The organism is Mycobacterium sp. SMC-19 (assembly GCF_045310815.1).
Lineage (GTDB): Bacteria > Actinomycetota > Actinomycetes > Mycobacteriales > Mycobacteriaceae > Mycobacterium.
In genome coordinates this window covers 340,963-361,468 of sequence record NZ_JBJIAM010000004.1, presented here as the reverse complement: position 1 = coordinate 361,468, position 20,506 = coordinate 340,963, and the positions used below count along the sequence as shown (strand labels likewise).

General features: G+C 66.5%; 19 protein-coding genes and 1 pseudogene. 11 read left to right on the top strand and 9 right to left on the bottom strand.

Annotated elements, in window-relative coordinates; translation table 11 throughout:
* Positions 1-10 precede the first annotated feature (10 nt).
* The gene (gene holA / locus ACJH5R_RS11705) at positions 11-973 is read left to right on the top strand and encodes a DNA polymerase III subunit delta (RefSeq protein ID WP_406758543.1); all 963 of its coding nucleotides are present in this window, start codon (positions 11-13) and stop codon (positions 971-973) included.
* 69 nt (positions 974-1,042) lie between these two features.
* On the opposite strand, the gene rpsT is transcribed toward holA, so the two are convergent.
* Together rpsT and ACJH5R_RS11695 are read right to left on the bottom strand one after the other, a co-directional pair.
* Positions 1,043-1,303 (bottom strand): 30S ribosomal protein S20, encoded by a 261-nt coding sequence (gene rpsT / locus ACJH5R_RS11700; protein WP_046286530.1) that lies wholly within the window; start codon positions 1,301-1,303, stop codon positions 1,043-1,045.
* A gap of 100 nt (positions 1,304-1,403) precedes the next feature.
* Positions 1,404-2,261, bottom strand: coding sequence for a ribonuclease Z (locus ACJH5R_RS11695; RefSeq protein WP_406758545.1), 858 nt, complete (start codon positions 2,259-2,261; stop codon positions 1,404-1,406).
* Between the two features lie 125 nt (positions 2,262-2,386).
* On the opposite strand from ACJH5R_RS11695, the gene ACJH5R_RS11690 reads away from it, so the two are divergent.
* Positions 2,387-2,815, top strand: coding sequence for a CBS domain-containing protein (locus ACJH5R_RS11690; RefSeq protein ID WP_406758546.1), 429 nt, complete (start codon positions 2,387-2,389; stop codon positions 2,813-2,815).
* 1 nt (position 2,816) lies between these two features.
* Here the strand turns inward: ACJH5R_RS11690 and ACJH5R_RS11685 are convergent, their stop codons facing one another.
* Positions 2,817-3,431 carry a type II toxin-antitoxin system PemK/MazF family toxin gene (locus ACJH5R_RS11685; protein ID WP_406758547.1) on the bottom strand — a complete coding sequence of 205 codons (615 nt, stop codon included), beginning with the start codon at positions 3,429-3,431 and terminating at the stop codon, positions 2,817-2,819.
* Between the two features lie 578 nt (positions 3,432-4,009).
* Here ACJH5R_RS11685 and ACJH5R_RS11680 point away from each other — a divergent pair.
* From ACJH5R_RS11680 to ACJH5R_RS11665, 4 genes are all read left to right on the top strand, one after another.
* Positions 4,010-4,558 carry a hypothetical protein gene (locus ACJH5R_RS11680; RefSeq protein WP_406758548.1) on the top strand — a complete coding sequence of 183 codons (549 nt, stop codon included), beginning with the start codon at positions 4,010-4,012 and terminating at the stop codon, positions 4,556-4,558.
* Between the two features lie 356 nt (positions 4,559-4,914).
* Complete coding sequence (locus tag ACJH5R_RS11675) at positions 4,915-5,451, top strand: hypothetical protein (protein WP_406758549.1); 537 nt, start codon at positions 4,915-4,917, stop codon at positions 5,449-5,451.
* Positions 5,452-5,566: 115 nt separating this feature from the next.
* Complete coding sequence (lepA, locus tag ACJH5R_RS11670; protein WP_406758637.1) at positions 5,567-7,456, top strand: translation elongation factor 4; 1,890 nt, start codon at positions 5,567-5,569, stop codon at positions 7,454-7,456.
* Entirely contained in the window at positions 7,456-8,220 is a 765-nt protein-coding gene (locus tag ACJH5R_RS11665; protein WP_406758550.1) for a sensor domain-containing protein, read from the top strand. Before lepA ends, ACJH5R_RS11665 begins: the two co-directional genes overlap by 1 nt.
* 16 nt (positions 8,221-8,236) lie before the next feature.
* On the opposite strand, the pseudogene ACJH5R_RS11660 reads toward ACJH5R_RS11665, so the two are convergent.
* Positions 8,237-10,141 (bottom strand): annotated as a pseudogene (locus ACJH5R_RS11660) (glycoside hydrolase family 15 protein); the annotation flags it as partial.
* Positions 10,142-10,479: 338 nt separating this feature from the next.
* Here ACJH5R_RS11660 and ACJH5R_RS11655 point away from each other — a divergent pair.
* The 5 genes from ACJH5R_RS11655 to ACJH5R_RS11635 all read left to right on the top strand — a co-directional run bounded on the left by ACJH5R_RS11655 (position 10,480) and on the right by ACJH5R_RS11635 (position 14,768).
* A complete protein-coding gene (locus tag ACJH5R_RS11655) occupies positions 10,480-10,677 on the top strand; it encodes a hypothetical protein (protein ID WP_047320021.1) in 198 nt (65 codons plus the stop codon).
* 417 nt (positions 10,678-11,094) lie between these two features.
* A complete protein-coding gene (locus tag ACJH5R_RS11650; RefSeq protein WP_406758638.1) occupies positions 11,095-12,078 on the top strand; it encodes an extracellular solute-binding protein in 984 nt (327 codons plus the stop codon).
* Positions 12,075-12,926 (top strand): sulfate ABC transporter permease subunit CysT, encoded by an 852-nt coding sequence (cysT, locus tag ACJH5R_RS11645; protein ID WP_406758551.1) that lies wholly within the window; start codon positions 12,075-12,077, stop codon positions 12,924-12,926. Before ACJH5R_RS11650 ends, cysT begins: the two co-directional genes overlap by 4 nt.
* Position 12,927: 1 nt before the next feature.
* Positions 12,928-13,740 carry a sulfate ABC transporter permease subunit CysW gene (gene cysW / locus ACJH5R_RS11640; RefSeq protein WP_406758552.1) on the top strand — a complete coding sequence of 271 codons (813 nt, stop codon included), beginning with the start codon at positions 12,928-12,930 and terminating at the stop codon, positions 13,738-13,740.
* A complete protein-coding gene (locus ACJH5R_RS11635) occupies positions 13,737-14,768 on the top strand; it encodes a sulfate/molybdate ABC transporter ATP-binding protein (RefSeq protein WP_406758553.1) in 1,032 nt (343 codons plus the stop codon). Before cysW ends, ACJH5R_RS11635 begins: the two co-directional genes overlap by 4 nt.
* 43 nt (positions 14,769-14,811) lie before the next feature.
* On the opposite strand, the gene ACJH5R_RS11630 is transcribed toward ACJH5R_RS11635, so the two are convergent.
* The 5 genes from ACJH5R_RS11630 to ACJH5R_RS11610 form a co-directional block, all read right to left on the bottom strand.
* Positions 14,812-16,449 carry a sulfite reductase flavoprotein subunit alpha gene (locus ACJH5R_RS11630; RefSeq protein WP_406758554.1) on the bottom strand — a complete coding sequence of 546 codons (1,638 nt, stop codon included), beginning with the start codon at positions 16,447-16,449 and terminating at the stop codon, positions 14,812-14,814.
* Positions 16,446-17,258, bottom strand: coding sequence for an iron reductase (locus tag ACJH5R_RS11625; RefSeq protein ID WP_406758555.1), 813 nt, complete (start codon positions 17,256-17,258; stop codon positions 16,446-16,448). The genes ACJH5R_RS11630 and ACJH5R_RS11625 overlap by 4 nt, the downstream gene beginning before the upstream one ends.
* A gap of 105 nt (positions 17,259-17,363) precedes the next feature.
* Positions 17,364-18,107: a sirohydrochlorin chelatase gene (locus tag ACJH5R_RS11620; RefSeq protein ID WP_406758556.1), complete on the bottom strand. Its 744-nt coding sequence runs from the start codon at positions 18,105-18,107 to the stop codon at positions 17,364-17,366.
* A complete protein-coding gene (locus ACJH5R_RS11615; RefSeq protein WP_406758557.1) occupies positions 18,086-18,829 on the bottom strand; it encodes a phosphoadenylyl-sulfate reductase in 744 nt (247 codons plus the stop codon). Before ACJH5R_RS11615 ends, ACJH5R_RS11620 begins: the two co-directional genes overlap by 22 nt.
* Positions 18,826-20,505, bottom strand: coding sequence for a nitrite/sulfite reductase (locus tag ACJH5R_RS11610; protein ID WP_406758558.1), 1,680 nt, complete (start codon positions 20,503-20,505; stop codon positions 18,826-18,828). Before ACJH5R_RS11610 ends, ACJH5R_RS11615 begins: the two co-directional genes overlap by 4 nt.
* Between the last annotated feature and the right edge of the window lies 1 nt (position 20,506).

Genomic DNA, 20,506 nt, shown 5'->3' with positions numbered 1-20,506 from the left:
CGATTGGCGGGTGAGCCAATCGGTTTCGCCGCTGCATCTGATCCTCGGGGATGAGGAACTGTTGGTCGAGCGGGCCGTTGCCCAGGTGTTGGCCGGGGTGCGGGCCCAGGCCGGCAGCACCGACATCCCGGTGGACCGGTTGCGAGCCGGTGAGGTGGCGGCGGGTGAACTCGCGGAGCTGTTGAGCCCGTCGCTGTTCGCCGACGAACGGGTGGTGGTGCTCGAGGCAGCCGCCGAAGCCGGTAAGGACGCCGTGACGCTGATCGAAGCGACGGCCGCCGACATTCCGCTGGGCACCGTGCTGGTGGTGGTGCACTCCGGTGCGGGGCGGGCCAAGGCGCTGGCGGGCAAGCTGCGGGAACTCGGCGCCGAGGTGCACGCCTGCGCCCGGATCACCAAGGCCTCCGAGCGGACCGACTTTGTTCGCGCTGAGTTCCGCGGGCTCAAAGTCCGCGTCGACGACGACACTGTGACGGCGTTGCTCGACGCGGTGGGCTCCGATATCCGCGAACTGGCCTCGGCGTGTTCGCAGCTGGTCGCCGATACCGGCGGGCATGTTGACGCCATCGCAGTGCGCCGCTACCACAGCGGCAAAGCCGAGGTGAAAGGATTCGACGTCGCCGATCGGGCGGTCGTCGGCGACGTCGCCGGTGCCACCGAGGCGCTCCGCTGGGCGATGATTCGTGGCGAACCGCATGTGGTGCTGGCCGATGCCCTGGCAGAGGCGATTCACACCATCGCCCGGGTGCGGTCCAAGTCCGGTGATCCCTACCGGCTGGCCGGTGAATTGGGTATGCCGCCCTGGCGGGTGCAGAAGGCGCAGAAGCAGGCCCGGTTCTGGTCGCCGGGGACGATGGCGGCCGCGGTGCGGCTAGTGGCCGCCCTCAACGCCGACGTCAAAGGCGCCGCTGCCGACGCCGACTACGCGCTGGAGGCCGCGGTCCGTGGGGTCGCCGAGCTGGCCGACCGCTGACCCAGACAACACGAAGGCCCCTGTTCCAATGTGGAATCAGGGGCCGCCGCTTGCGGACAATCCGCTAGGTCAGAGCTGGTTGAGCGCCTTCGCCAGGGCCGACTTCTTGTTGGCAGCCTGGTTCTTGTGGATGACGCCCTTGGTAGCGGCCTTGTCCAGCTTGCGGCTGGTCGAGACCAGCAGCTCGCCGGCCTTGTCCTTGTCGCCGGCTGCGGCGGCCTCGCGGAAGGCGCGGATCGCGGTGCGCACCGCCGACTTCACCGACTGGTTGCGCAGCCGGGCTTGCTCGTTGGTCCGGTTGCGCTTCACCTGCGACTTGATGTTGGCCACGGAGTAATTCCTTCGCAAAAGCTTGAGTTGGGTTTGCCTCCCGAGGCGGGAGCAACAGCTGTTCAGGGTACCAGCTGGTTCGGCAACTCCCCAACTCGACTCAGCTGCGGGCGGTCACCTCGACTCGATGCAGGTCGTCGCCGAGTTCGATCGGCCCGTCGAACTCCGCGGCAGCCAACGCCCGCCACTGCTCCTCCTGTCCGGGCGCGATAGCGGGCACATAGTGGGTCAGCACCAGGGTGCCCACGCCGGCCCGTCGGGCGGTCGCAGCCGCCTGGGGCACCGAGGAGTGGTAGTCGCAGATGTCGCGGATGCGCTGCTGGGGCAGCAACTCGATCAGGTCGCTGCGGATGACGGTGTGCACCAGCGCATCGGCTCCGGCCGCCAGCTCGTCGAGGCTGTCGCAGGGCACGGTGTCGCCGGCCATCACCACCGAGGCGGTCCCGTTGTCATCGGAGTGCTCGATCCGGAAACCGATGGTCGGCGTCACCGGCCGATGGTCGGTGGGTGCCACGGTGATCTGCACCTGGTCGCGATCCCAGACCAGGCCCGAGGTGTGTTCCTGCACGTCGACAGGGGGCGGGGCGGTCAGATCGTCGTGATGGGCAATGCGGTAGCCGATGTCGTGACCGAAAGCTCGCAGGGTCGCCTCCACCACCTCCGCGGTGCCCGGTGGCCCGATGATCGGCAGCGGCGGGGTGTCGGGGGTGAAAGTGGTGACCCATCGGGTGATCAGCAGATCCCCCAGATCGGCGATGTGGTCGCTGTGCAGGTGGGTGAGCAGAAGTGCCGACAGGGTGTTGGCCGAGCCGCCCGCCGCTGCCAGGCGCTGCAGCACCCCCCGTCCGCAGTCGACCAGTAGTTGCTGGCCCCCGGCTCGGACCAGGGTCGACGGTCCGGCGCGGTTCGGGTCGGGGATCGGGCTTCCGGTGCCCAGCAGAGTGATCTCGATCGTCATGCGTCACATATGCCACAGATTTCGGCTGCGCGCTATGCGATCGACGGAGTTTCGTTATCGCCACCCCGGTCCGGCCGAAATGGCCTAGCCTGGTGTGAAGCAGATCACTGCGGCGGGAGGCTTCAATGCGGATCGCGGATGTATTGCGGAACAAGGGTGCGGCGGTGGTGACGATCCATCCGGATGCCACGGTCATGGAGTTGCTGGCTGGCTTGGCCGAGCACAATATCGGCGCCATGGTGGTGATCGGACGTGAGGGTTTGGAGGGGGTGGCCTCCGAGCGCGACGTGGTCCGCCAGTTGCACGTCCACGGCGCCAGTCTGCTGGCCCGGCCGGTGTCGGCCATCATGACCCGACTGGTGGCGACCTGCGCCAAGGCCGACTCCGCCGACGACGTCAGCATGTTGATGACCGAGCACCGCGCGCGTCACATACCGGTGCTCGAAAACGGCCGATTGGCAGGGATCGTCAGCATCGGCGACATCGTCAAGTCCCGGATGGAAGAGCTGCAGGCCGAACACGAGCAACTGCGCGACTACATCGCCCAGGGTTAACTCAACTCCACGAGTATTCGGTGCGCAGTCGGGCGGCCACCACCTCGAACACCGAACGCTCCAGGATGGCGCCTTCGCGCCGGATCGATTCCTCGGGCACGTCGAGCACCCGGTCGAGGCGCACCCAGCTGACCCGGTGAGCGTCATCCCAGCTGCCCGCACCGATGCCGACCCAGTTCGCGTCCTCGGCATGCCGTTGCCTGCTGGACAGCATCAGGCCCAGCAGCACGTTGCGGTCGCGGCCGACGACCAGCACCGGTCGGTCCTTACCGCGGTCCGGCTCGTCCTCATAGGCCACCCAGGTCCAGACGATCTCGCCCGGGTCGGCGCGACCGTTGAGATCGGGGGAGTAGACCAGCCGGCGTGCGCGGTGCGCGGTGGGAACACTGCTGTCGGTCACCGGGCGGCCGGAGGCGATTTCGGTAGCCGGCTCCGATGTCGCGCCGCTGAGCATCTCCAGACCGATTTTGATGCCCTGCTCGATACCGCGCTGGATGCGCTGCTGTACCTGCGGTGCCTGCTCGAGTTGGCGGATGAACCGTGGCGCCTCGTTGAACACCAGGTTTTCCGCGAATCGCTGCACCGACTCCCATGGGGTCTTCCGCGGGGAAGCCATGCTCGCAGCATAGGCGAAACCCGTTTCGGGCACTGCTCTCCGCGCTTCCGTGGCGGCGCCGCGACGACACCGATTCCTTGACGTGAACGTAAACAAAGTGCACAGGAATCTGTACGAAAACTGAAGTGCCACTTGTGTTGTCCGTAGAGATGCATCGGCTTACGGTACGGGAATATTCATTAACAGGGGGCTTCATTTCAACGGGGCGGGCGCCGGCGTCAGCTAGGCGGAAGATTTCTAGCGGTGAGTGGAAGTCGCCGAAAAACTGCAGTCTGGGGGTTTTAGCTTTTCCTCCGGGGGTGCTTGAAATGGGGCAAGCCACCGTCCGGAACGACATCTACGACATGGCGTTCGCCGGAAACTGATGTCTTGGTTGAGTCCGGTGTGTGTTCGCCCGGGCTCGTCTGCGCACCGACGGGCTGTCAGGAGGTATATGGATTTGGGCACCTATCTCGCAAGGTTCCAATCGAACCAAGACTAGTGAAACTGACAGAGCCCCTGCGGATTTCAGAGGCGGTGCTGGGGGGCTCCTGGGCGGACTACCGCCAAAAGAAGGACATTCGCGAAAGGCATTGAACATGAGCATGCGCAAATTCGTCGTCATTGGTGGCTTCGCTGCCGGCGCTGCGTTCGTATTGGCGCCGTTGGCATCTGCCGACACCGATCCCTTGGCGCCCATCGTAAGCAGCGAGATCGGGTCGATGAACTTCCTCTTCGGCACCGACACGTTGCTGGCGGGTGTGCCATCGACGGACGTCACCACGGGCCCGCAGGGCTTTGACATCATCAAGCCGGCGGACGTATCGACGGTTCAGGACGATGGCTCGACCCTGTTCGACCACCTGGTCTACGGACTGAACCCGACCATGGCGGGACTGGCTTCCGATCCCGGCGCGTACAGCGTCTTCAATGGCGCGATGGTCCCGCTCGACGACAGCATCAACTCGCTGTTGTACGCGCTGATGAACAACGGCGATGTGCTCGACTGGAGCAGCGGCGACCTGTTCGGCGGCGACAGCGCGATGGACATCGCCAGCAACGCCGACACCGGCTGGGCAGAGGCCGCTAACTACCTCAGCTTCGCTTGGGGTGACTTGATGGGCTACTTCGGCATCTTCGACTCCTGATCGCAGCCCGAAGCGAAACCCCCGGAGGGATCCTCTCCGGGGGTTTCGTCTTGCCGTGGATGCCGTCGGTTCGGGCGTTCACTTGGGGGTGTCCAGGGCATCGGATGCTGTGCATGGGCGGGCGGCGAAGTGATCCTGAGCACATGTTGACCTGCGCAAACACCGGGACGCCTGGGAGAATTTGGGGGAAGAGCTCGAAGAAACCAAGACGAAAGTGAACATTAACTTGTATTGATCACAGGTCCTTGTTAGATTTTATCCGGCTTACAGCAACGGTGCTGGGGGGAGCTTCCGGCGGGGGTTGGGGAAACCGGCCGCCGGGCAGCAATAGTGAAGGGCATTTGGGGGGAATGGACATGCGGAAAATCGGCGTGCTCGGCAGCTTCGTCGCTGGTACGGCACTTGCGTTGGCGCCGCTGGCGGCTGCCGACACCGACTCGACCGGCTTCGACTTCAGCGCTGTGCTGGCGGGCGAGATCCAGTCGATGAACTTCCTCTTCGAGTCGCAGGCCACCATGGCCGGCGTCGGGGACAAGGTTATCGACGCCTCCGAGGCCAACCCGTTCCTGACCATCGACAAAGACGACGTGAACGCCGCCTTCGGCACGCTGCTCTACGGCGTGAACTGGGAGAACGAGATCTCCTCCGACCCGGGCGCCTACAGCCTGCTCAACGGCGCGTTGACGCAGTTCATCGACGGCAACAACGTGCTGTTGTTCGCGATCCTCAACGGCGGCGACCAGATCGACTTCGAAAACGCCGCCGACTACCTGTTCGGGACCGACGCCGCGATCGCCGCCGGTTTGGCCGGCGAAAGTGCCTGGGAAGATGCCGCGCTCTTCTTCCAGGCGGGCATGGCCGACATCGGCGGTTACTTCGCAATTGACCTGTAATTGGCGATCGGAAGCGCAAACCCCCGGAGATGGGTCTCCGGGGGTTTCGTTTTGAAGCCACCGTCTCGCTACCCTGACTAGGCAGTAGGCACCACCGCCCCCCGTTCACCAGGAGATTCCCATCAGTAGTTTCGCCGACCAGACCTTCACCGCGCCGGCGCAGATACGGAACTTCTGCATCATCGCCCACATCGACCACGGCAAATCCACCTTGGCCGACCGAATGCTGCAGCTCACCGGCGTCGTCGACGACCGATCGATGCGGGCCCAGTACCTGGACCGGATGGATATCGAGCGTGAACGCGGCATCACCATCAAGGCGCAGAACGTTCGGCTGCCCTGGACGGTCAAGGAACCGCGTAACGGTGCTGCGGCCGGCGACTACGTGCTGCACCTGATCGACACGCCCGGACACGTCGACTTCACCTACGAGGTGTCGCGTGCGCTGGAGGCCTGCGAGGGCGCCATCCTGCTGGTCGACGCCGCACAGGGCATCGAGGCGCAGACCCTGGCCAACCTGTACCTGGCGCTGGACCGTGATCTGACCATCATTCCGGTGCTCAACAAGATCGACCTGCCCGCTGCCGACCCCGAGCGCTACGCCGCCGAACTGGCCCACATCATCGGGTGCGAGCCCGAAGACGTGCTGAAGGTGTCGGGCAAGACAGGCGAAGGCGTGGCCGAACTGCTCGACGAAGTGGTCAAGCAGGTTCCGGCACCCACCGGCGACGCCGACGCGCCCGCACGGGCGATGATCTTCGACTCGGTCTACGACATCTACCGCGGAGTGGTCACCTACGTCCGCGTCGTCGACGGCAAGATCACTCCCCGCGAGAAGATCGCCATGATGTCCACCGGCGCCACCCACGAGCTGCTGGAAGTCGGCATCGTCTCCCCGGAACCCAAGGCCACCAAGGGGCTTGGCGTCGGCGAGGTGGGTTACCTGATCACCGGCGTGAAGGACGTGCGCCAATCCAAGGTGGGTGACACCGTCACCTCCGCACGCAATGGCGCCACGGAGGCGCTGACCGGATACCGCGAGCCCAAGCCGATGGTTTATTCCGGGCTGTACCCGGTTGACGGGTCGGACTATCCGAACCTGCGCGAGGCACTGGACAAGCTGCAGCTCAACGACGCTGCCCTGACCTACGAGCCGGAAACGTCGGTGGCGCTGGGCTTCGGCTTCCGGTGCGGATTCCTGGGCTTGCTGCACATGGAGATCACCCGAGAGCGGCTGGAACGCGAGTTCAACCTCGACCTGATCTCCACGGCACCCAACGTCGTCTACCGGGTGATCAAAGAGGGCAAGGGCGGCGAGTCCGACGAGATCGTGGTGACCAACCCGTCGGACTGGCCGGAAGGCAAGATCCGCACCGTCTACGAGCCGGTCGTCAAGACCACCGTGATCGCGCCGAGTGAGTTCGTGGGCACCATCATGGAGCTCTGCCAGTCTCGGCGTGGGGAGCTCGGCGGCATGGACTACCTCTCCGAGGAGCGGGTCGAACTGCGCTACACGTTGCCGTTGGGCGAGATCATCTTCGACTTCTTCGATTCGCTGAAGTCGCGTACCCGGGGCTATGCCAGTCTGGACTACGAGGAGGCCGGCGAGCAGGAGGCCGAATTGGTCAAGGTCGACATCCTGCTGCAGGGCGAGGCGGTGGACGCGTTCAGCGCGATCGTCCACAAGGACTCGGCTTCGGCCTACGGCAACAAGATGACCACCAAGCTCAAGGAGCTGATACCGCGCCAGCAGTTCGAAGTGCCGGTACAGGCCGCGATTGGCTCGAGAATCATTGCCCGAGAAAACATCCGGGCTATCCGCAAGGACGTGCTGTCCAAGTGCTACGGCGGTGACATCACCCGTAAGCGCAAGCTGCTGGAGAAGCAGAAAGAGGGCAAGAAGCGGATGAAGACCATTGGCCGGGTCGACGTGCCGCAGGAGGCATTCGTCGCGGCACTGTCCACCGACAGCGGGGGCGGCGCCGGAGACAAGGCCAAGAAGTAGTGGCCGTCCGGGCAGGCACAATCGCGGCGGGCGCGGTGGCGGTCGTGCTGCTGTCCAGCGGGTGCACCACGGTGGTCGCCGGGACCGTCCGGCCCGCAGCGGGATTGGCGCCCACCCCGGTGAGTGGGATGGCGGTCCGGCAGGTGTTGCTCGACGATTCCGAGCTGTCGAAGCTGACCGGCCAGCCCTTCCGCAGTGACCCCTCCCTGCCGCCGCGGTTCGGCGGTCTCGATGAACTGCCCGACGCGTGGGAGTCCGCGGCGCCGGAAGACTGCGTCGGCGCAGCGGTGGGCGGTCAGCGCAGCGTGTACAGCTCCGCCCAGGTACGCGACGTCGCCCATGAGTTCTGGGACAGCTCGAGCGATGGCGACTCGCCGCTGACCGGGGTGGGTGAGGCGGTGATCGCACTGGACAATGCCGCAGACGCCGGCGCGCTCTTCGAGAAGTTCGCCCAGCAGTGGGGCAGCTGCGACGGCGTGGTGGTGACCCGCGACAGTGGGGGTGACAGCGAGGCCAGCGGCGAGATCACCGAGGTCTCCAACCAGGATGCGGTGCTGGTGGCCACTGTGCGCACCACGGTGGACGGCGAAGCGGGACTGCGGGTCTCGCGGGCGCTCGCGGCGCGGGTGAACTGTGTCGTCGATGTCGACGTGTTCTGGTTCGTCGATGAGGAGGACCACTCCGGTGCTCCGCCGGCCGGCGACACCACAGCCGCCGACCTGGCTCGTGCGATGCTGGACAAGGTCCGCAACCTCAGCGGCTGACCGCCCGGGCCGAGCGCTACATCGGCGCGTTCGCGGGCTGGAAGCCCCCGGTGGAGTCGGCCTCCTCCTCGGCGCGGATCACGTGGACGACCGCGTTGATCAGCGCCAGGTGCGTGAACGCCTGCGGGAAGTTGCCCAGGTGCCGGCCGGTGCGGGGCTCGATCTCCTCGGCGTAGAGGTGCAGCGGGCTGGCGAACGACAGCAGCCGCTCACACAGATGCTTGGCCCGGCTGACCTCGCCGATCTCCACCAATGCCGAGACCAGCCAGAACGAGCAGATGGTGAAGGTGCCCTCGGCGCCGGACAGCCCGTCGTCGGTCTCCTCGGTGCGATAGCGCAGCACCAGGCCGTCCTCGGTGAGCTCTTCGGCGATCGCCATGACGGTGGCGCGGACCCGCGGGTCGTCGGCCGGCAGGAATCGGGTGAGCACCACCAGCAGCAACGATGCGTCCAGCGCCGGGTTGCCGTAGGTCTGGGTCAGCACGCCGCGGGAATCGACCCCGTTGGCCAGCACGTCCGCCTTGATCTCCTCGGCGATCGCGCGCCACTGCTTGGCGTAGGAGACCGCGCCCTGTAGCTCGGCCAGCTTCGATCCGCGGTCGAGCGCCACCCAGCACATCACCTTCGATGAGGTGAAGTGCTGCGGTTCGCCGCGCACTTCCCAGATGCCCCGGTCGGGTTCGCGCCAGTGTTTGATCGCCTCTTCCACCTGGCGTTTCAGTACCGGCCACAGGGTTTCCGGGATTTGCTCGCGGGATTTGGCGTGCAGGTAGACCGAATCGAGCATGGTGCCCCAGATGTCGTGCTGCTGCTGGTTGTAGGCACCATTGCCGATCCGTACCGGACGGGCGTTGTCGTAGCCGGACAGGTGGTCCAGCTCCTGCTCGACCAGTTCGTGCTCCCCGCCGACGCCGTACATCACCTGCAACGGGTGTTGCTGCCCGTTGTTGACGCCGGACACGTCGGCGATGAACGAGAAGAAGTCGTCGGCCTCGCGGTCCAGCCCCAGCGTGTACAGGCCCCACAGGGTGAACGCCGAGTCACGTACCCAGCTGTATCGGTAGTCCCAATTCCGTTCGCCCTGAGGTGTTTCCGGCAGCGACGTGGTGGGCGCGGCCAATAGGGCTCCGGTCGGTGAATAGGTCAGGCCCTTCAGCGTCAGCGCGCTGCGCTGCAGATAGGAGCGCCACGGATGGTCGGGGAAGTTTCCGATGTTGATCCATTGCCGCCAGCACTCGGTGGTGTTCCACATCTTGTCGGCGGCTTCGGCATAGCTTTGCGGCGCAGGGTGTTTCGACCAGCTCAAGGCCACGAAGACGTCATCGCCCTCGGTCAGTCGGGTGCGGGCCCGGGCCTCGCGGCCCTCCAGCCCCAACCGCAGGTTCGTGGTCAATCGCAGCGTCGGGTGGGCGTCCGGGTTCTGCCGGGCCCGCGCGATCGCCTCGCCATAGGCGTTGGCCGAGTATTCCCAGGTGGCGCTGGTGCGGTGATAGTCGAAGGCCGGCTCGCAGCTCATGGTCAGCTCGACGGTGCCACTGACGCAACGCACCGTGCGCAGCAGGATGTGTTCGGCGTCCCAGTCGGTGGGTGTGCGCCGGTGGGTCTGGGACCGAGCTTCGATGTCGTGCCATTTACCCATCACCAGCGCGTCCCGCACGATCAGCCAGCCGGTGTGGGTCTGCCAGGTGGTTTCCATGATCGGACTGCCGGGCAGGTAGCGCCGTGCCGCGGGCACCGAGACCCCGTACGGCCCGAGCCGAAAGTGTCCGGCGCTGCGGTCCAGGATGGCGCCGAAGACGCTGGGGGAATCGGGGCGCGGCAGGCACATCCACTCCACCGATCCTGCCGCCGAGATCAGGCAGGTGTTCTCGCAGTCCGACAGGAATGCGTAGTCGGCGATCGGCGGAAACGGGTTGCGGACCTGACTCGGTGTCGCCGCATAGGGCACCGGGGCGGTCGCTGACAGAGGAGGCGTCGGAGCGGCGGTGTAGCCACCGACGGGGGCGATGATCTCCGGGGCGGTCTTGGCGGGTGCATCGCCCGGCGGGGTGTGCAGATCCATTCCGCCATCATCTCTGGCCTCATGCCGCGCGTCTACCCGGATCGGCCGATCGTGGCTTCGACTGCGGCCCGCCAAGATAACAGCGGTGACCGGCTTCGCCGTGCTGCGCCGCGTTTGCGATCGTCGCGCTGGGACGATGGCGGCGACCCGCTTCGCCCGGCTCCGCCGCGCTTGCGATCGCCGCTACAGTAGGCAGGGTGGTGGGCTTCCTGAGCTGGTGGGACGGTGTTGAGCTGTGGCTGTCCGGCCTCGGCTTCGTGGTGCAGACCGCGGTGGTGATGCCCGTGGTGTTGTTGCTGGCCTACGGTCTGGCCTCAGTACTGGACGCGGCTTTAGGGGAGGGAATCCGGGTGCAGGAGCGTGTGCGGCACGGTCGCGACGGTGGGGCCCGCTGATGCCGCGTTCGCAGGTCACGTTGGTGCTGGTCGGCCTGATTGTGCTGGTGATCGTCAGTTGGCTGCTGACGCGCTGAGCCCTTCGGACGCGCTGAACCGGGCCGGGCGCTGCCCGCACCGCGCTCTGTTATGCTTCCCCGCATGTTCGCAGCGACCGGTGACCGGCGGCGCCAGTTTTTGGCGTTCCCGAAGCTCGCCGTGATCACTTCCGCTGTGGCCGACCTGCACTGTTGTCGCTGATACCGCACCCGTCGGCGTACCGGTGTCGTCCTTGTTGACGCACGATCTTTAGAAATCGAACGCCTTTCGCGATCCGACGGACAAGCATTCTTGCCGACGTCTATACGGATTCGCCCGGAAAGGTCATCAATGCCCAACACCATCGCGCGCAACATCGCGCTGGCACTGGCCGCCGCCATGGCAGTCACCACGCTCGCAGGATGCGGCGGCGGACCCAGCGATGTCGTTGGAGGCGGTGAGCGCTCCGACGCGCACACCACCCTGACGCTGGTGGCCTACGCGGTTCCCGAACCCGGTTGGAGCAAGGTGATCCCGGCCTTCTACAACACCGAGGAGGGCGCCGATGTCCAGATCGTCACTTCCTATGGCGCATCGGGCGACCAGTCCCGCGGGGTCGCCAGCGGCAAACCCGCCGACATCGTGAACTTTTCGGTAGAACCCGACGTCACCCGCCTGGTCAAGGCGGGCAAGGTCGCAGAGGACTGGAACGCCGATGTCACCAGGGGAATCCCGTTCGGTTCGGTGGTGACCTTGGTGGTCCGGCAGGGCAATCCCAAGCACATCACCGGCTGGGACGACCTGTTGCGGCCCGGGGTCGAGGTGATCAGCCCCAGCCCGCTGAGCTCTGGCTCGGCCAAGTGGAATCTGCTGGCCCCGTACGCCGTCAAGAGCGAGGGTGGCAAGAATCCGCAGGCCGGCCTGGACTTCATCGAGAAGCTCGTCAGTGACCATTTCAAGCTGCGCCCGGGCTCCGGTCGCGAGGCCACCGACGTGTTCCTGCAGGGCAGTGGCGACGTGCTGATCAGCTATGAGAACGAGGCGATCGCAGTCGAGCGCAAGGGAAAGCCGGTGGAGCACGTCAACCCGTCGCAGACCTTCAAGATCGAAAACCCGTTGGCGGTGGTGACCTCCAGTCGGCACCTTGACACCGTCACCGCGTTCAAGAACTTCCAGTACACGGCGGCGGCGCAACGCCTCTGGGCCGAAGCCGGCTTCCGCCCGGCCGACCCGAGCATCGCCGACGAATTCCGCCACGCGTTCCCGGATCCCGACAAGCTGTGGACGATCGCCGACCTCGGCGGGTGGGACGTCGTCGACAGCTCCCTCTTCGACAAGTCGAACGGCGCCATCACCAAGATCTATACCCGGGTCACCGGATGAGCGCGACAGTGGTCGCCGAGGCGACTCGGCCCGGCGAGGGCGGCACTCATTCGAGATTCCGCCGCGAAGGGGTGTCGCTGCGCGTCGGTGCTGCCACGGTGTGGCTGTCGCTGATTGTGCTGGCGCCGCTGGCCGCGATCGCCTGGCAGGCCGGCGGCGGCGGATGGCGTGCGTTCCAGTTGGCGGTCAGCTCGCACGCCGCACTGCAGTCGTTTCGGGTGACGCTGACGATCGCGGCCGGCGTCACCGTGCTCAACCTGGTTTTCGGCCTGTTGATCGCGTGGGTCCTGGTGCGCGACGACTTCATCGGCAAGCGCTTCATCGATGTGATCATCGACCTGCCGTTCGCGCTGCCCACCATCGTCGCGAGCCTGGTGATGCTGGCGCTCTACGGTCCCGCCAGCCCGGTGCACGTGCATCTGCAGCACACCGCCTGGGGCGTCGGTCTGGCGCTGGCGTTCGTCACGCTGCCCTTCGTGGTGCGGTCCGTGCAGCCCGTGCTGCTGGAGATCGACCGGGAGGTCGAGGAAGCTGCCGCGTCGTTGGGCGCCTCCGGGCTGACCATCTTCCGCGTGGTGGTGCTGCCGGCCCTGACCCCGGCGCTGTTGACGGGGGCGGGGCTGGCGTTCTCCCGAGCGATCGGTGAGTTCGGTTCGGTGGTGTTGATCGGTGGCGCGGTGCCCGGCAAGACCGAGGTGTCCTCGCAGTGGATCCGCACGCTGATCGAGAACGACGATCGCACCGGCGCGGCGGCGATCTCGTTGGTGCTGCTCGCGATTTCTTTCCTGGTGCTGCTCGCGTTGCGGGTGCTGGGGTCGCGAGTGAGCAAGCGGCAGGAGAGGTCCTGACATGACGTCGTCACGCAAGATCCGCTATCTGTTCCGCTTCCTGGCGGTGGCCTACATCGGGCTGCTGCTGATCGTCCCGGTGTCGCTGATTCTGTGGCGCAGCTTCGAACCCGGCTTGGGACAGTTCTACGACTACATCTCCACGCCGGCGGCCATCTCGGCGCTGCAACTGTCGGTGCTGGTGGTGGCGATCGTGGTTCCGCTGAACGTCATCTTCGGTATTCCGACAGCATTAGTACTGGCGCGCAATAAGTTCCGAGGCAAGGGCGTGCTCCAGGCGGTCATCGACCTGCCGTTCGCGGTCTCGCCGGTGATTGTCGGTGTGGCGCTGGTCGTGCTGTGGGGATCTGCGGGATTGCTGGGCTTCGTTGAGAACGACTGGGGCCTCAAGATCATCTTCGGCCTTCCCGGCATCGTGCTGGCCAGCATCTTCGTCACGCTGCCGTTCGTGATCCGAGAAGTCGAACCGGTGCTGCATGAACTGGGCACCGATATGGAGGAAGCGTCGGCCACGCTGGGTTCGAGCTGGTGGCAGACGTTCTGGCGGATCACGCTGCCCTCGATCCGCTGGGGGCTGACCTACGGGATCGTGCTGACGGTGGCGCGCACCCTCGGCGAGTACGGTGCGGTGCTGATCGTGTCGTCGAACCTGCCCGGTAAGTCGCAGACCCTGACATTGCTGGTGTCCGACCGTTACAACCGCGGCGCCGAATACGGCGCCTACGCCTTGTCCACGCTGCTGATGACAGTGTCGGTGTTGGTTTTGATCGTCCAGGTGGTGCTCGACGTGCGGGCCGGAAAGGGAAACAAATGAGCAACGCAATCACGGTGCGCGGGGCGAACAAGCGCTACGGCGACTTCGTCGCATTGGACAACGTCGACTTCGCGGTCCCGTCCGGCTCGCTCACGGCGCTGCTCGGCCCCAGCGGCTCGGGCAAGTCGACCCTGTTGCGGGCCATCGCCGGCCTGGATCACCCGGACAGCGGAACAGTCACCATCAATGGAGTCGATGTCACCGGTGTGCCGCCGCAGCGGCGCGGGATCGGATTCGTCTTCCAGCACTACGCGGCGTTCAAGCACATGACGGTGCGCGACAACGTGGCGTTCGGGCTCAAGATCCGCAAGCGGCCCAAGTCTGAAATCAAAGAAAAGGTCGACAACCTGCTGGAAGTGGTGGGGCTCAGCGGTTTTCAGACCCGCTACCCCAACCAGCTGTCCGGTGGCCAGCGCCAGCGGATGGCCCTGGCACGGGCGCTGGCGGTGGACCCGCAGGTGCTGCTGCTCGACGAACCGTTCGGGGCACTGGATGCCAAGGTTCGCGAAGACCTGCGGGCCTGGCTGCGCCGGCTGCACGACGAGGTGCACGTCACCACGGTGCTGGTCACACACGATCAGGCCGAGGCGCTGGACGTCGCGGACCGCATCGCCGTGCTGAATCAGGGGCGTATCGAGCAGCTCGGCACCCCGACCGAGGTTTACGACGCTCCGGCGAACGCGTTCGTCATGTCGTTCTTGGGCGCGGTGTCCTCGCTCAACGGAGCGTTGGTTCGTCCGCACGACATCCGGGTCGGTCGCACCCCCGACATGGCGGTGTCCGCGGCAGCGGTCGACGGCACCAACGGGGTCGGGGTGCTGCGCGCCGTCGTCGACCGGGTGGTGGCTCTGGGCTTCGAGGTGCGGGTCGAGCTCACCAACGCCGCCACGCAGGTGCCGTTCACCGCGCAGATCACCCGCGGGGACGCCGAAGCGCTCGCGCTGGCCGAGGGGGACACCGTCTACGTGCGGGCCACCCGGGTGCCGCCGTTGACCGATGTGGCGGCAGACGCACCGGTGTCGGCCTAACAGCTCGGTAGGCCTTCCCCGCGCCGGACCGCGCGGGGAAGGCCTAGTAGACGTCCCGCAGATAGCGGTGAGTCTTGATGAGCTGGTTGACATACGCGTGCGCCGCAGCGGTGTCCATGTTGCCGGCGGTGGCCACGATGGCATGCAGCGCGGCGTCGACGTCCTTGGCCATGCGTTCGGCATCGCCGCACACGTAGAGCAGCGCGCCCTCCTCCAACCAGCTGAAGAGCTCGGTCGAGTTCTCCCACATGCGTTGCTGGACATACCGGTTCGGTGCGTCGGCGGCGCCGTCGCGGGAGAACGCAAGGTCGAGCCTGGACAGCACCCCTGACCGGAGATGGTCCTCGAACTCGGCTTGGTAGAGGAAGTCGCCGGCCCGGCGCCGATTCCCGAAGAACAGCCACGAACGTCCCTTCGCCCCGACGGCGCGGCGTTCTTGCAGGAATGCTCGAAACGGCGCCACTCCGGTCCCAGGCCCGATCATGATGACCGGGACATCGGGCCCGGGCAGTCGGAACGAATGAGTGGGCCGCAGATGTATTCGCACCGTTTCGGCGCGATCGGCCAGAAACGTGGTGGCCACGCCGCCATAGTGGCGGTCCGCGAGGGCATAACGGACGGTCGCGACGGTCAGGTGCACGTGGTCGGGGCTGACCAGCGGGCTAGACGCGATCGAGTAGTCGCGGTACTGAAGCGGGCGCAAGGTGTCGATCACCTCGTCCGCAGTCAGCGTACCCAGTCTGATCAGGTCGAGAACGTCCCGGCCGTAGAGCCAAGAGTCCTGTGTCGCAGCGGCATTCTCGCCGAGGGCGGCCGCGGCATGCTCATCGCGGCTGCGTGCCGCCGCCAGCTCCCGCAGTGCCCGCGACGGCGTCCGTATCTCGAGGTGGTGTGTGAGCAGCGTTCCGAGCGGTTCGTCGTGGCCGGGAACCGTGTGTTCGGGCCCCAGGCCGAACTCGGCCAGGATGGCGTCGACCAGGGCGGGATCGTTCACTGGGTGCACGGCCAGGGAATCGCCTGCGGCATAAGCGATGCCAGAGCCGCTGAGGTCCAGTTCGAAGTGGCGGACCTCCTTGTCGGATCCAGGCGCCGTGAGCAGCCGGTTGACCACGACGCGGGCTTCGAAGGGGTGATCCCGGTCGGGGTTGGCCGGTGCGGTCTCCTCGGGCGGTTGTGCTGCGCGGCCGGACACGACGGCGCCGGCAGTGGCCGTGGTGTGCTCTGCTGCCAGGAGCTTGACGACGTCCGTCGTCCACGCCGCGGCCGGCTTGGCGTAGGAGCCGTCGATCTCGACCCGTTCGGCCAACCGGGTGGCGCCCAACTGTTCCAGACGTGCATCGAGCAGTCGACCAGCGTTGCAGAACAGGTCGTAGCCGGTGTCACCGAGGGCGAGCACCGCGAAACTCAGGTGTTCCAGACGGTCGGCGGCTTCGGCGCTCAGTGCCTCCCAGAACAGCGTGGCGTTGTCGGGAAACTCGCCGTCGCCCCAGGTCGAGGTGACGACGATGAGGTGGGTGGCCGACTGCAGGTCGGCGATGTCCACTTGGTTGAGTTCAACGGCCTCCGCGCTGAGACCGGTGGTCTCTTCGAAGGCCTCGGCGAACGACATGGCGGCGTCCTCGGCGTTGCCCATGTCGCTGCCGTAGCCGACGAGCATCGAGAAGTCGGGGCGGGAGCTCACAGTTGTGGCCCGCCCGAACTCGACACAGTGCTGGTGGGGACCCGACGGGAAGCTGTCCTCGGTTGAAGTGCTGACATGGCGGGCCCCCGTACTGGCAGGCCGAAGCCGACCATCGCGTCCAGGATGGCCTGGCTACGCCGGAAGCTGATGGCCTCGTCCTGCTCGGTGTGGCGTGGCAACTGGGCGGCCGCCACCACCACAGTCGAACCCAGGAGTTGCCACATCGATGAGATCGAGATCGCCCCCTCGCACACCGAGTGGAGCCAGACGAACAGCGGCGCCAGGGTCCGGTGGCAGCGGTGTGCCGCCCAGGTGGTCAGGGCCGACTCGCTCGGCAGCACCACGACCGCTTCGGCCTGGCAGCGCTCGCCCTTCTGCTGGATCCAGGGATCGTCGGGCAGCACCCGCACGGTCGGATCGACAACGGCCACCCAGTCGATGTCGTTGTCCCGGTCGAAGTGCACCCACAGGTTCTCCAGGCCCGCGTCCCACGCGCGTCCCTCGAGAAGGACCAGTGGAAGGAGCCGACCCAGCACTTCGTGGATCAAGCGCGCAGCCAACACGTTTCCGGCCGCGCGGCGATCGGTCATGGCGGCGGTCTCGTCGAAGCGGACCCGCAGGCGGTCGATGGTGAAAACCGAATCCAACGGGAACCATCGGCGTTTGTTGACGTCGGCGAGAACCGCGACACCGTAGGTTCGCGGGCAATGCGGATGGATCTGGCGAAGCCTGGTACATGATTCGTGCAGCGCGAACCGCCGACGGATTACCATTCTCGCGATAAGGGGATCCTCGCCCGTGGACGTCACCCAAGCTCCTTACGTAGGTTAGGCTAACCATACTAAGGGCGAAGGGTGGCGATGAGTGCTGTGACGGGTTTCACTGCGGAACGGTTGTTGGTAGTCCGCCGTGCGTCAGGCGGCAGCCTGGGCGGTCAGGACGCCTTCGACGCGGTCCAGCACGGTCGCTGCCACCAGGCGATGCGCGCCGAGCGGCTCGGCCATCGGGATCCCAGCCTGCGCGGCGTAGGTGGCCAACCGGTCGGTGATCCTGCCGTGGGCCAGGAACCACGGGGCGATCATCAGCTTCGTCGCGCCGCGGGCTCGCAAGCGTTCCGCGGCTTCGGGTACCGATGGCTGGGGTCCGTCAGTGGCGAAGGCGACTTCTACTCCGGCCCAACGTGTTCCGCGATACAGCGGGGCTGCGATCGTAGCGGTCTGAGCGTTGGCCGCCGCGTGCGAGGAGCCCACCGCGACCACCACCACACCCAGCTCAGGGTCGAACCGAGAGGCACCGGCGCTCGACAGGCGTTCACCGAGAACCTGCACCAGACGGCTGTCCTCACCCAGCGTCGGAGCCACTCGTACGCCGACGCCGGACTCCGCGATCATCGCCGGAATATCGACGCGGGCGTGGTACGCGCTGGCCAACAGCAGTGGGACGACGACGGTGTCGTCGCCTGCACTGCCGGTGGTCTCGCGCAGCACGTCGCGCAGGTTCGGGGTGCTGTGTTCACAGAACGCCACGCGTACGGCGTATTCGGGCGCCAGCCGGCGCAGATGGCCGGCGATCGCACAGGTGTTGGCAGCCGAGCGCGGATCCCGGCTGCCGTGTGCGGTCAGCACCAGCGTGGTGGTCACGAGGCGTGAAGCCCGCATTCGGTCTTGGTCAGACCCGCCCAGCGCCCGCTGCGCGGGTCGGCACCCTCCGCCGGCTTGATGGTGCACGGTGCGCAGCCGATCGACGGGTAGCCCTCATCGATCAGCGGGTTGACCAGCACGTTGTTCGCGACGATGTAGGCGTCGAACTCCTCGTCGGACCAGGCGGCGATGGGGTTGATCTTCACCAGACCGAACTGCTCGTCGAAACTGACCAGCGGCGCGTTGGCACGCGTCGGCGCTTCCACCCGGCGCAACCCGGTGACCCACGCCGAGTAGTCGCGCAGCGTGCGGGACAGCGGCTCGACCTTGCGCAGCCGGCAGCACAGCGCCGGATTGGACCCGAACAGGTCTTTGCCGTGGGCCGCGTCCTGCTCGGCCACGGTCTGCTGTGGGGTGACGTTGACCAACGCGATGTCGTACATCGCCTCCACCGCGTCGCGGGTGCCGATGGTCTCGGCGAAGTGGTAGCCGGTGTCGAGGAACAGCACCGGAACGCCCGCGCGGACCTTGGCCGCCAGATCCACCAGCACCGCGTCGGCCATGTTGGAGGCCACCACGTAGTTGCAGGAGGAGGCGGGTCCTCCTGAAGCGTCGAGCCCGTTCACCCCGCCGAAGTTCGCATCCGTCCACTCCAGCAGCTCGGTGGCGCTGGCGCCGTCGAGCTCGGCCGCGCCCTTGGCGGCCAGCTCACGCAACTCCGCTTCGCTGTGGGGTCTCATCGCAGATCGTCTTCTTCGGCACGCACCGCCCACTGGGCGAAACGCTCACCGGCGCTGCGCTGCTTGATGAAGTTGCGCACCACTCGCTCGATGTAGTCGCCGAGCTCGTCGCTGTAGACCTTGTGCTGGCGCAGCTTGCGGCCGAACCCACTGTCGGCGCCCAGGCTGCCGCCGAGGTGCACCTGGAATCCGGGGACCGAATTGCCGTTGCCGTCGTCGATCATCTGGCCCTTGAATCCGATGTCGGCCACCTGGATCCGGGCACACGAGTTCGGGCACCCGTTGATGTTGACCGTGACCGGCACGTCCAGCACCGCGTTGAGGTCATCGAGGCGTTGCTCGAGCTCCGGAACCAGGCTCTGGGCCCGCACCCGGGTCTCGACGAACGACAGCTTGCAGAACTCCAGTCCGGTGCAGGCCATCAGGTTGCGCCGCCACGGCGACGGGTTGGACGGCAGGCCGAGCGCATCCAGTTCGGCCACCAGCCCGTCGACCTTGTCGTCGGGAACGTCGAGGATGACCAGCTTCTGGTACGGCGTGAACCGGGCCCGGTCCGAACCGACCTGCTCCATCAGTTCAGCGACCTTGAGCAGCGTGGCGCCGTTCACCCGGCCGGAGATCGGGGCCACCCCGATCGCGTTGCGGCCGTTGCGGGTCTTCTGCACCCCGACGTGGTCGACGGTCGCGGTGTGCTGCTCCGGTGCCGGCCCGTCGATCAGCGGGCGCTTGAGGTACTCGGTTTCGAGAACTTGGCGGAACTTTTCGACGCCCCAGTCCTTGACCAGGAACTTCAGCCGGGCCTTGGAACGCAGCCGGCGGTAGCCGTAGTCGCGGAACAGGCTTGTGACGGCCTCCCAGACGTCGGGCACCTCGTCCAGCGGCACCCACGCGCCGAGCCGCTGGGCCAGCATCGGGTTGGTGGACAGGCCGCCGCCGACCCACAGGTCCAAGCCGGGGCCGTGCTCGGGGTGGTTGACGCCGATGAAGGAGATGTCGTTGATCTCGTGGGCGACGTCCGGCAGACCGGAGACCGCGGTCTTGAACTTGCGCGGCAGGTTGGCGAATTCCGGGTTGCCGATGTACCGGCGGACGATCTCGTCGAGGGCGGGGGACGGGTCGAGGACCTCGTCGAGCGATTCCCCGGCCAGCGGGGACCCGAGCAGACCACGCGGGCAGTCACCGCAGGCCTCGATGGTCTGCAGCCCGACCGCATCCAGTCGGTCCCAGATCTCGGGGACCTTCTCGATCTCGATCCAGTGGTATTGCAGGTTGTTGCGGTCGGAGATGTCGGCGGTGCCGCGGGCGTAGTCGACCGAGATCTCGCCAAGGGTCCGCATCGCGGCGGCAGACAGTGCCTTGCCGTCGCAGCGCACCCGCATCATGAAGTACTTGGCCTCCAGCAGGTCGGCGTTCTCGTCGCCGGTGAAGGTGCCGTCGTAGCCCTGCTCGCGCTGGGTGTAGAGGCCCATCCAGCGGAAGCGCCCGCGCAGGTCGTCCTTGGTGATGGAGTCGAACCCCTGCTTGGAGTACACATCGACGATCCGGGCCTGCACGTTCAGCGCCGGGTCTTCCTGCTTGAACTGCTCGTTGGGGTTGACCGGTTCGGTCTCGCCGAGCGCCCACTGGGCCTCGCTGCGCTTGGCCCTGCTCGGGGGAGCAGTCGGAGTGGCGGTCATG

What these genes read in the sequence shown, in the direction of transcription:
- cysT (WP_406758551.1), top strand. Translation starts at nt 12,075, where the DNA reads ATGAGCGCGACAGTGGTCGCCGAGGCGACTCGGCCCGGCGAGGGCGGC.
- ACJH5R_RS11610 (WP_406758558.1), bottom strand. Translation starts at nt 20,505, where the DNA reads ATGACCGCCACTCCGACTGCTCCCCCGAGCAGGGCCAAGCGCAGCGAG.
- ACJH5R_RS11680 (WP_406758548.1), top strand. Translation starts at nt 4,010, where the DNA reads ATGAGCATGCGCAAATTCGTCGTCATTGGTGGCTTCGCTGCCGGCGCT.
- ACJH5R_RS11685 (WP_406758547.1), bottom strand. Translation starts at nt 3,431, where the DNA reads ATGGCTTCCCCGCGGAAGACCCCATGGGAGTCGGTGCAGCGATTCGCG.
- ACJH5R_RS11695 (WP_406758545.1), bottom strand. Translation starts at nt 2,261, where the DNA reads ATGACGATCGAGATCACTCTGCTGGGCACCGGAAGCCCGATCCCCGAC.
- ACJH5R_RS11675 (WP_406758549.1), top strand. Translation starts at nt 4,915, where the DNA reads ATGCGGAAAATCGGCGTGCTCGGCAGCTTCGTCGCTGGTACGGCACTT.
- ACJH5R_RS11615 (WP_406758557.1), bottom strand. Translation starts at nt 18,829, where the DNA reads ATGAGACCCCACAGCGAAGCGGAGTTGCGTGAGCTGGCCGCCAAGGGC.
- ACJH5R_RS11635 (WP_406758553.1), top strand. Translation starts at nt 13,737, where the DNA reads ATGAGCAACGCAATCACGGTGCGCGGGGCGAACAAGCGCTACGGCGAC.
- ACJH5R_RS11650 (WP_406758638.1), top strand. Translation starts at nt 11,095, where the DNA reads ATGGCAGTCACCACGCTCGCAGGATGCGGCGGCGGACCCAGCGATGTC.
- ACJH5R_RS11620 (WP_406758556.1), bottom strand. Translation starts at nt 18,107, where the DNA reads ATGCGGGCTTCACGCCTCGTGACCACCACGCTGGTGCTGACCGCACAC.
- cysW (WP_406758552.1), top strand. Translation starts at nt 12,928, where the DNA reads ATGACGTCGTCACGCAAGATCCGCTATCTGTTCCGCTTCCTGGCGGTG.
- ACJH5R_RS11690 (WP_406758546.1), top strand. Translation starts at nt 2,387, where the DNA reads ATGCGGATCGCGGATGTATTGCGGAACAAGGGTGCGGCGGTGGTGACG.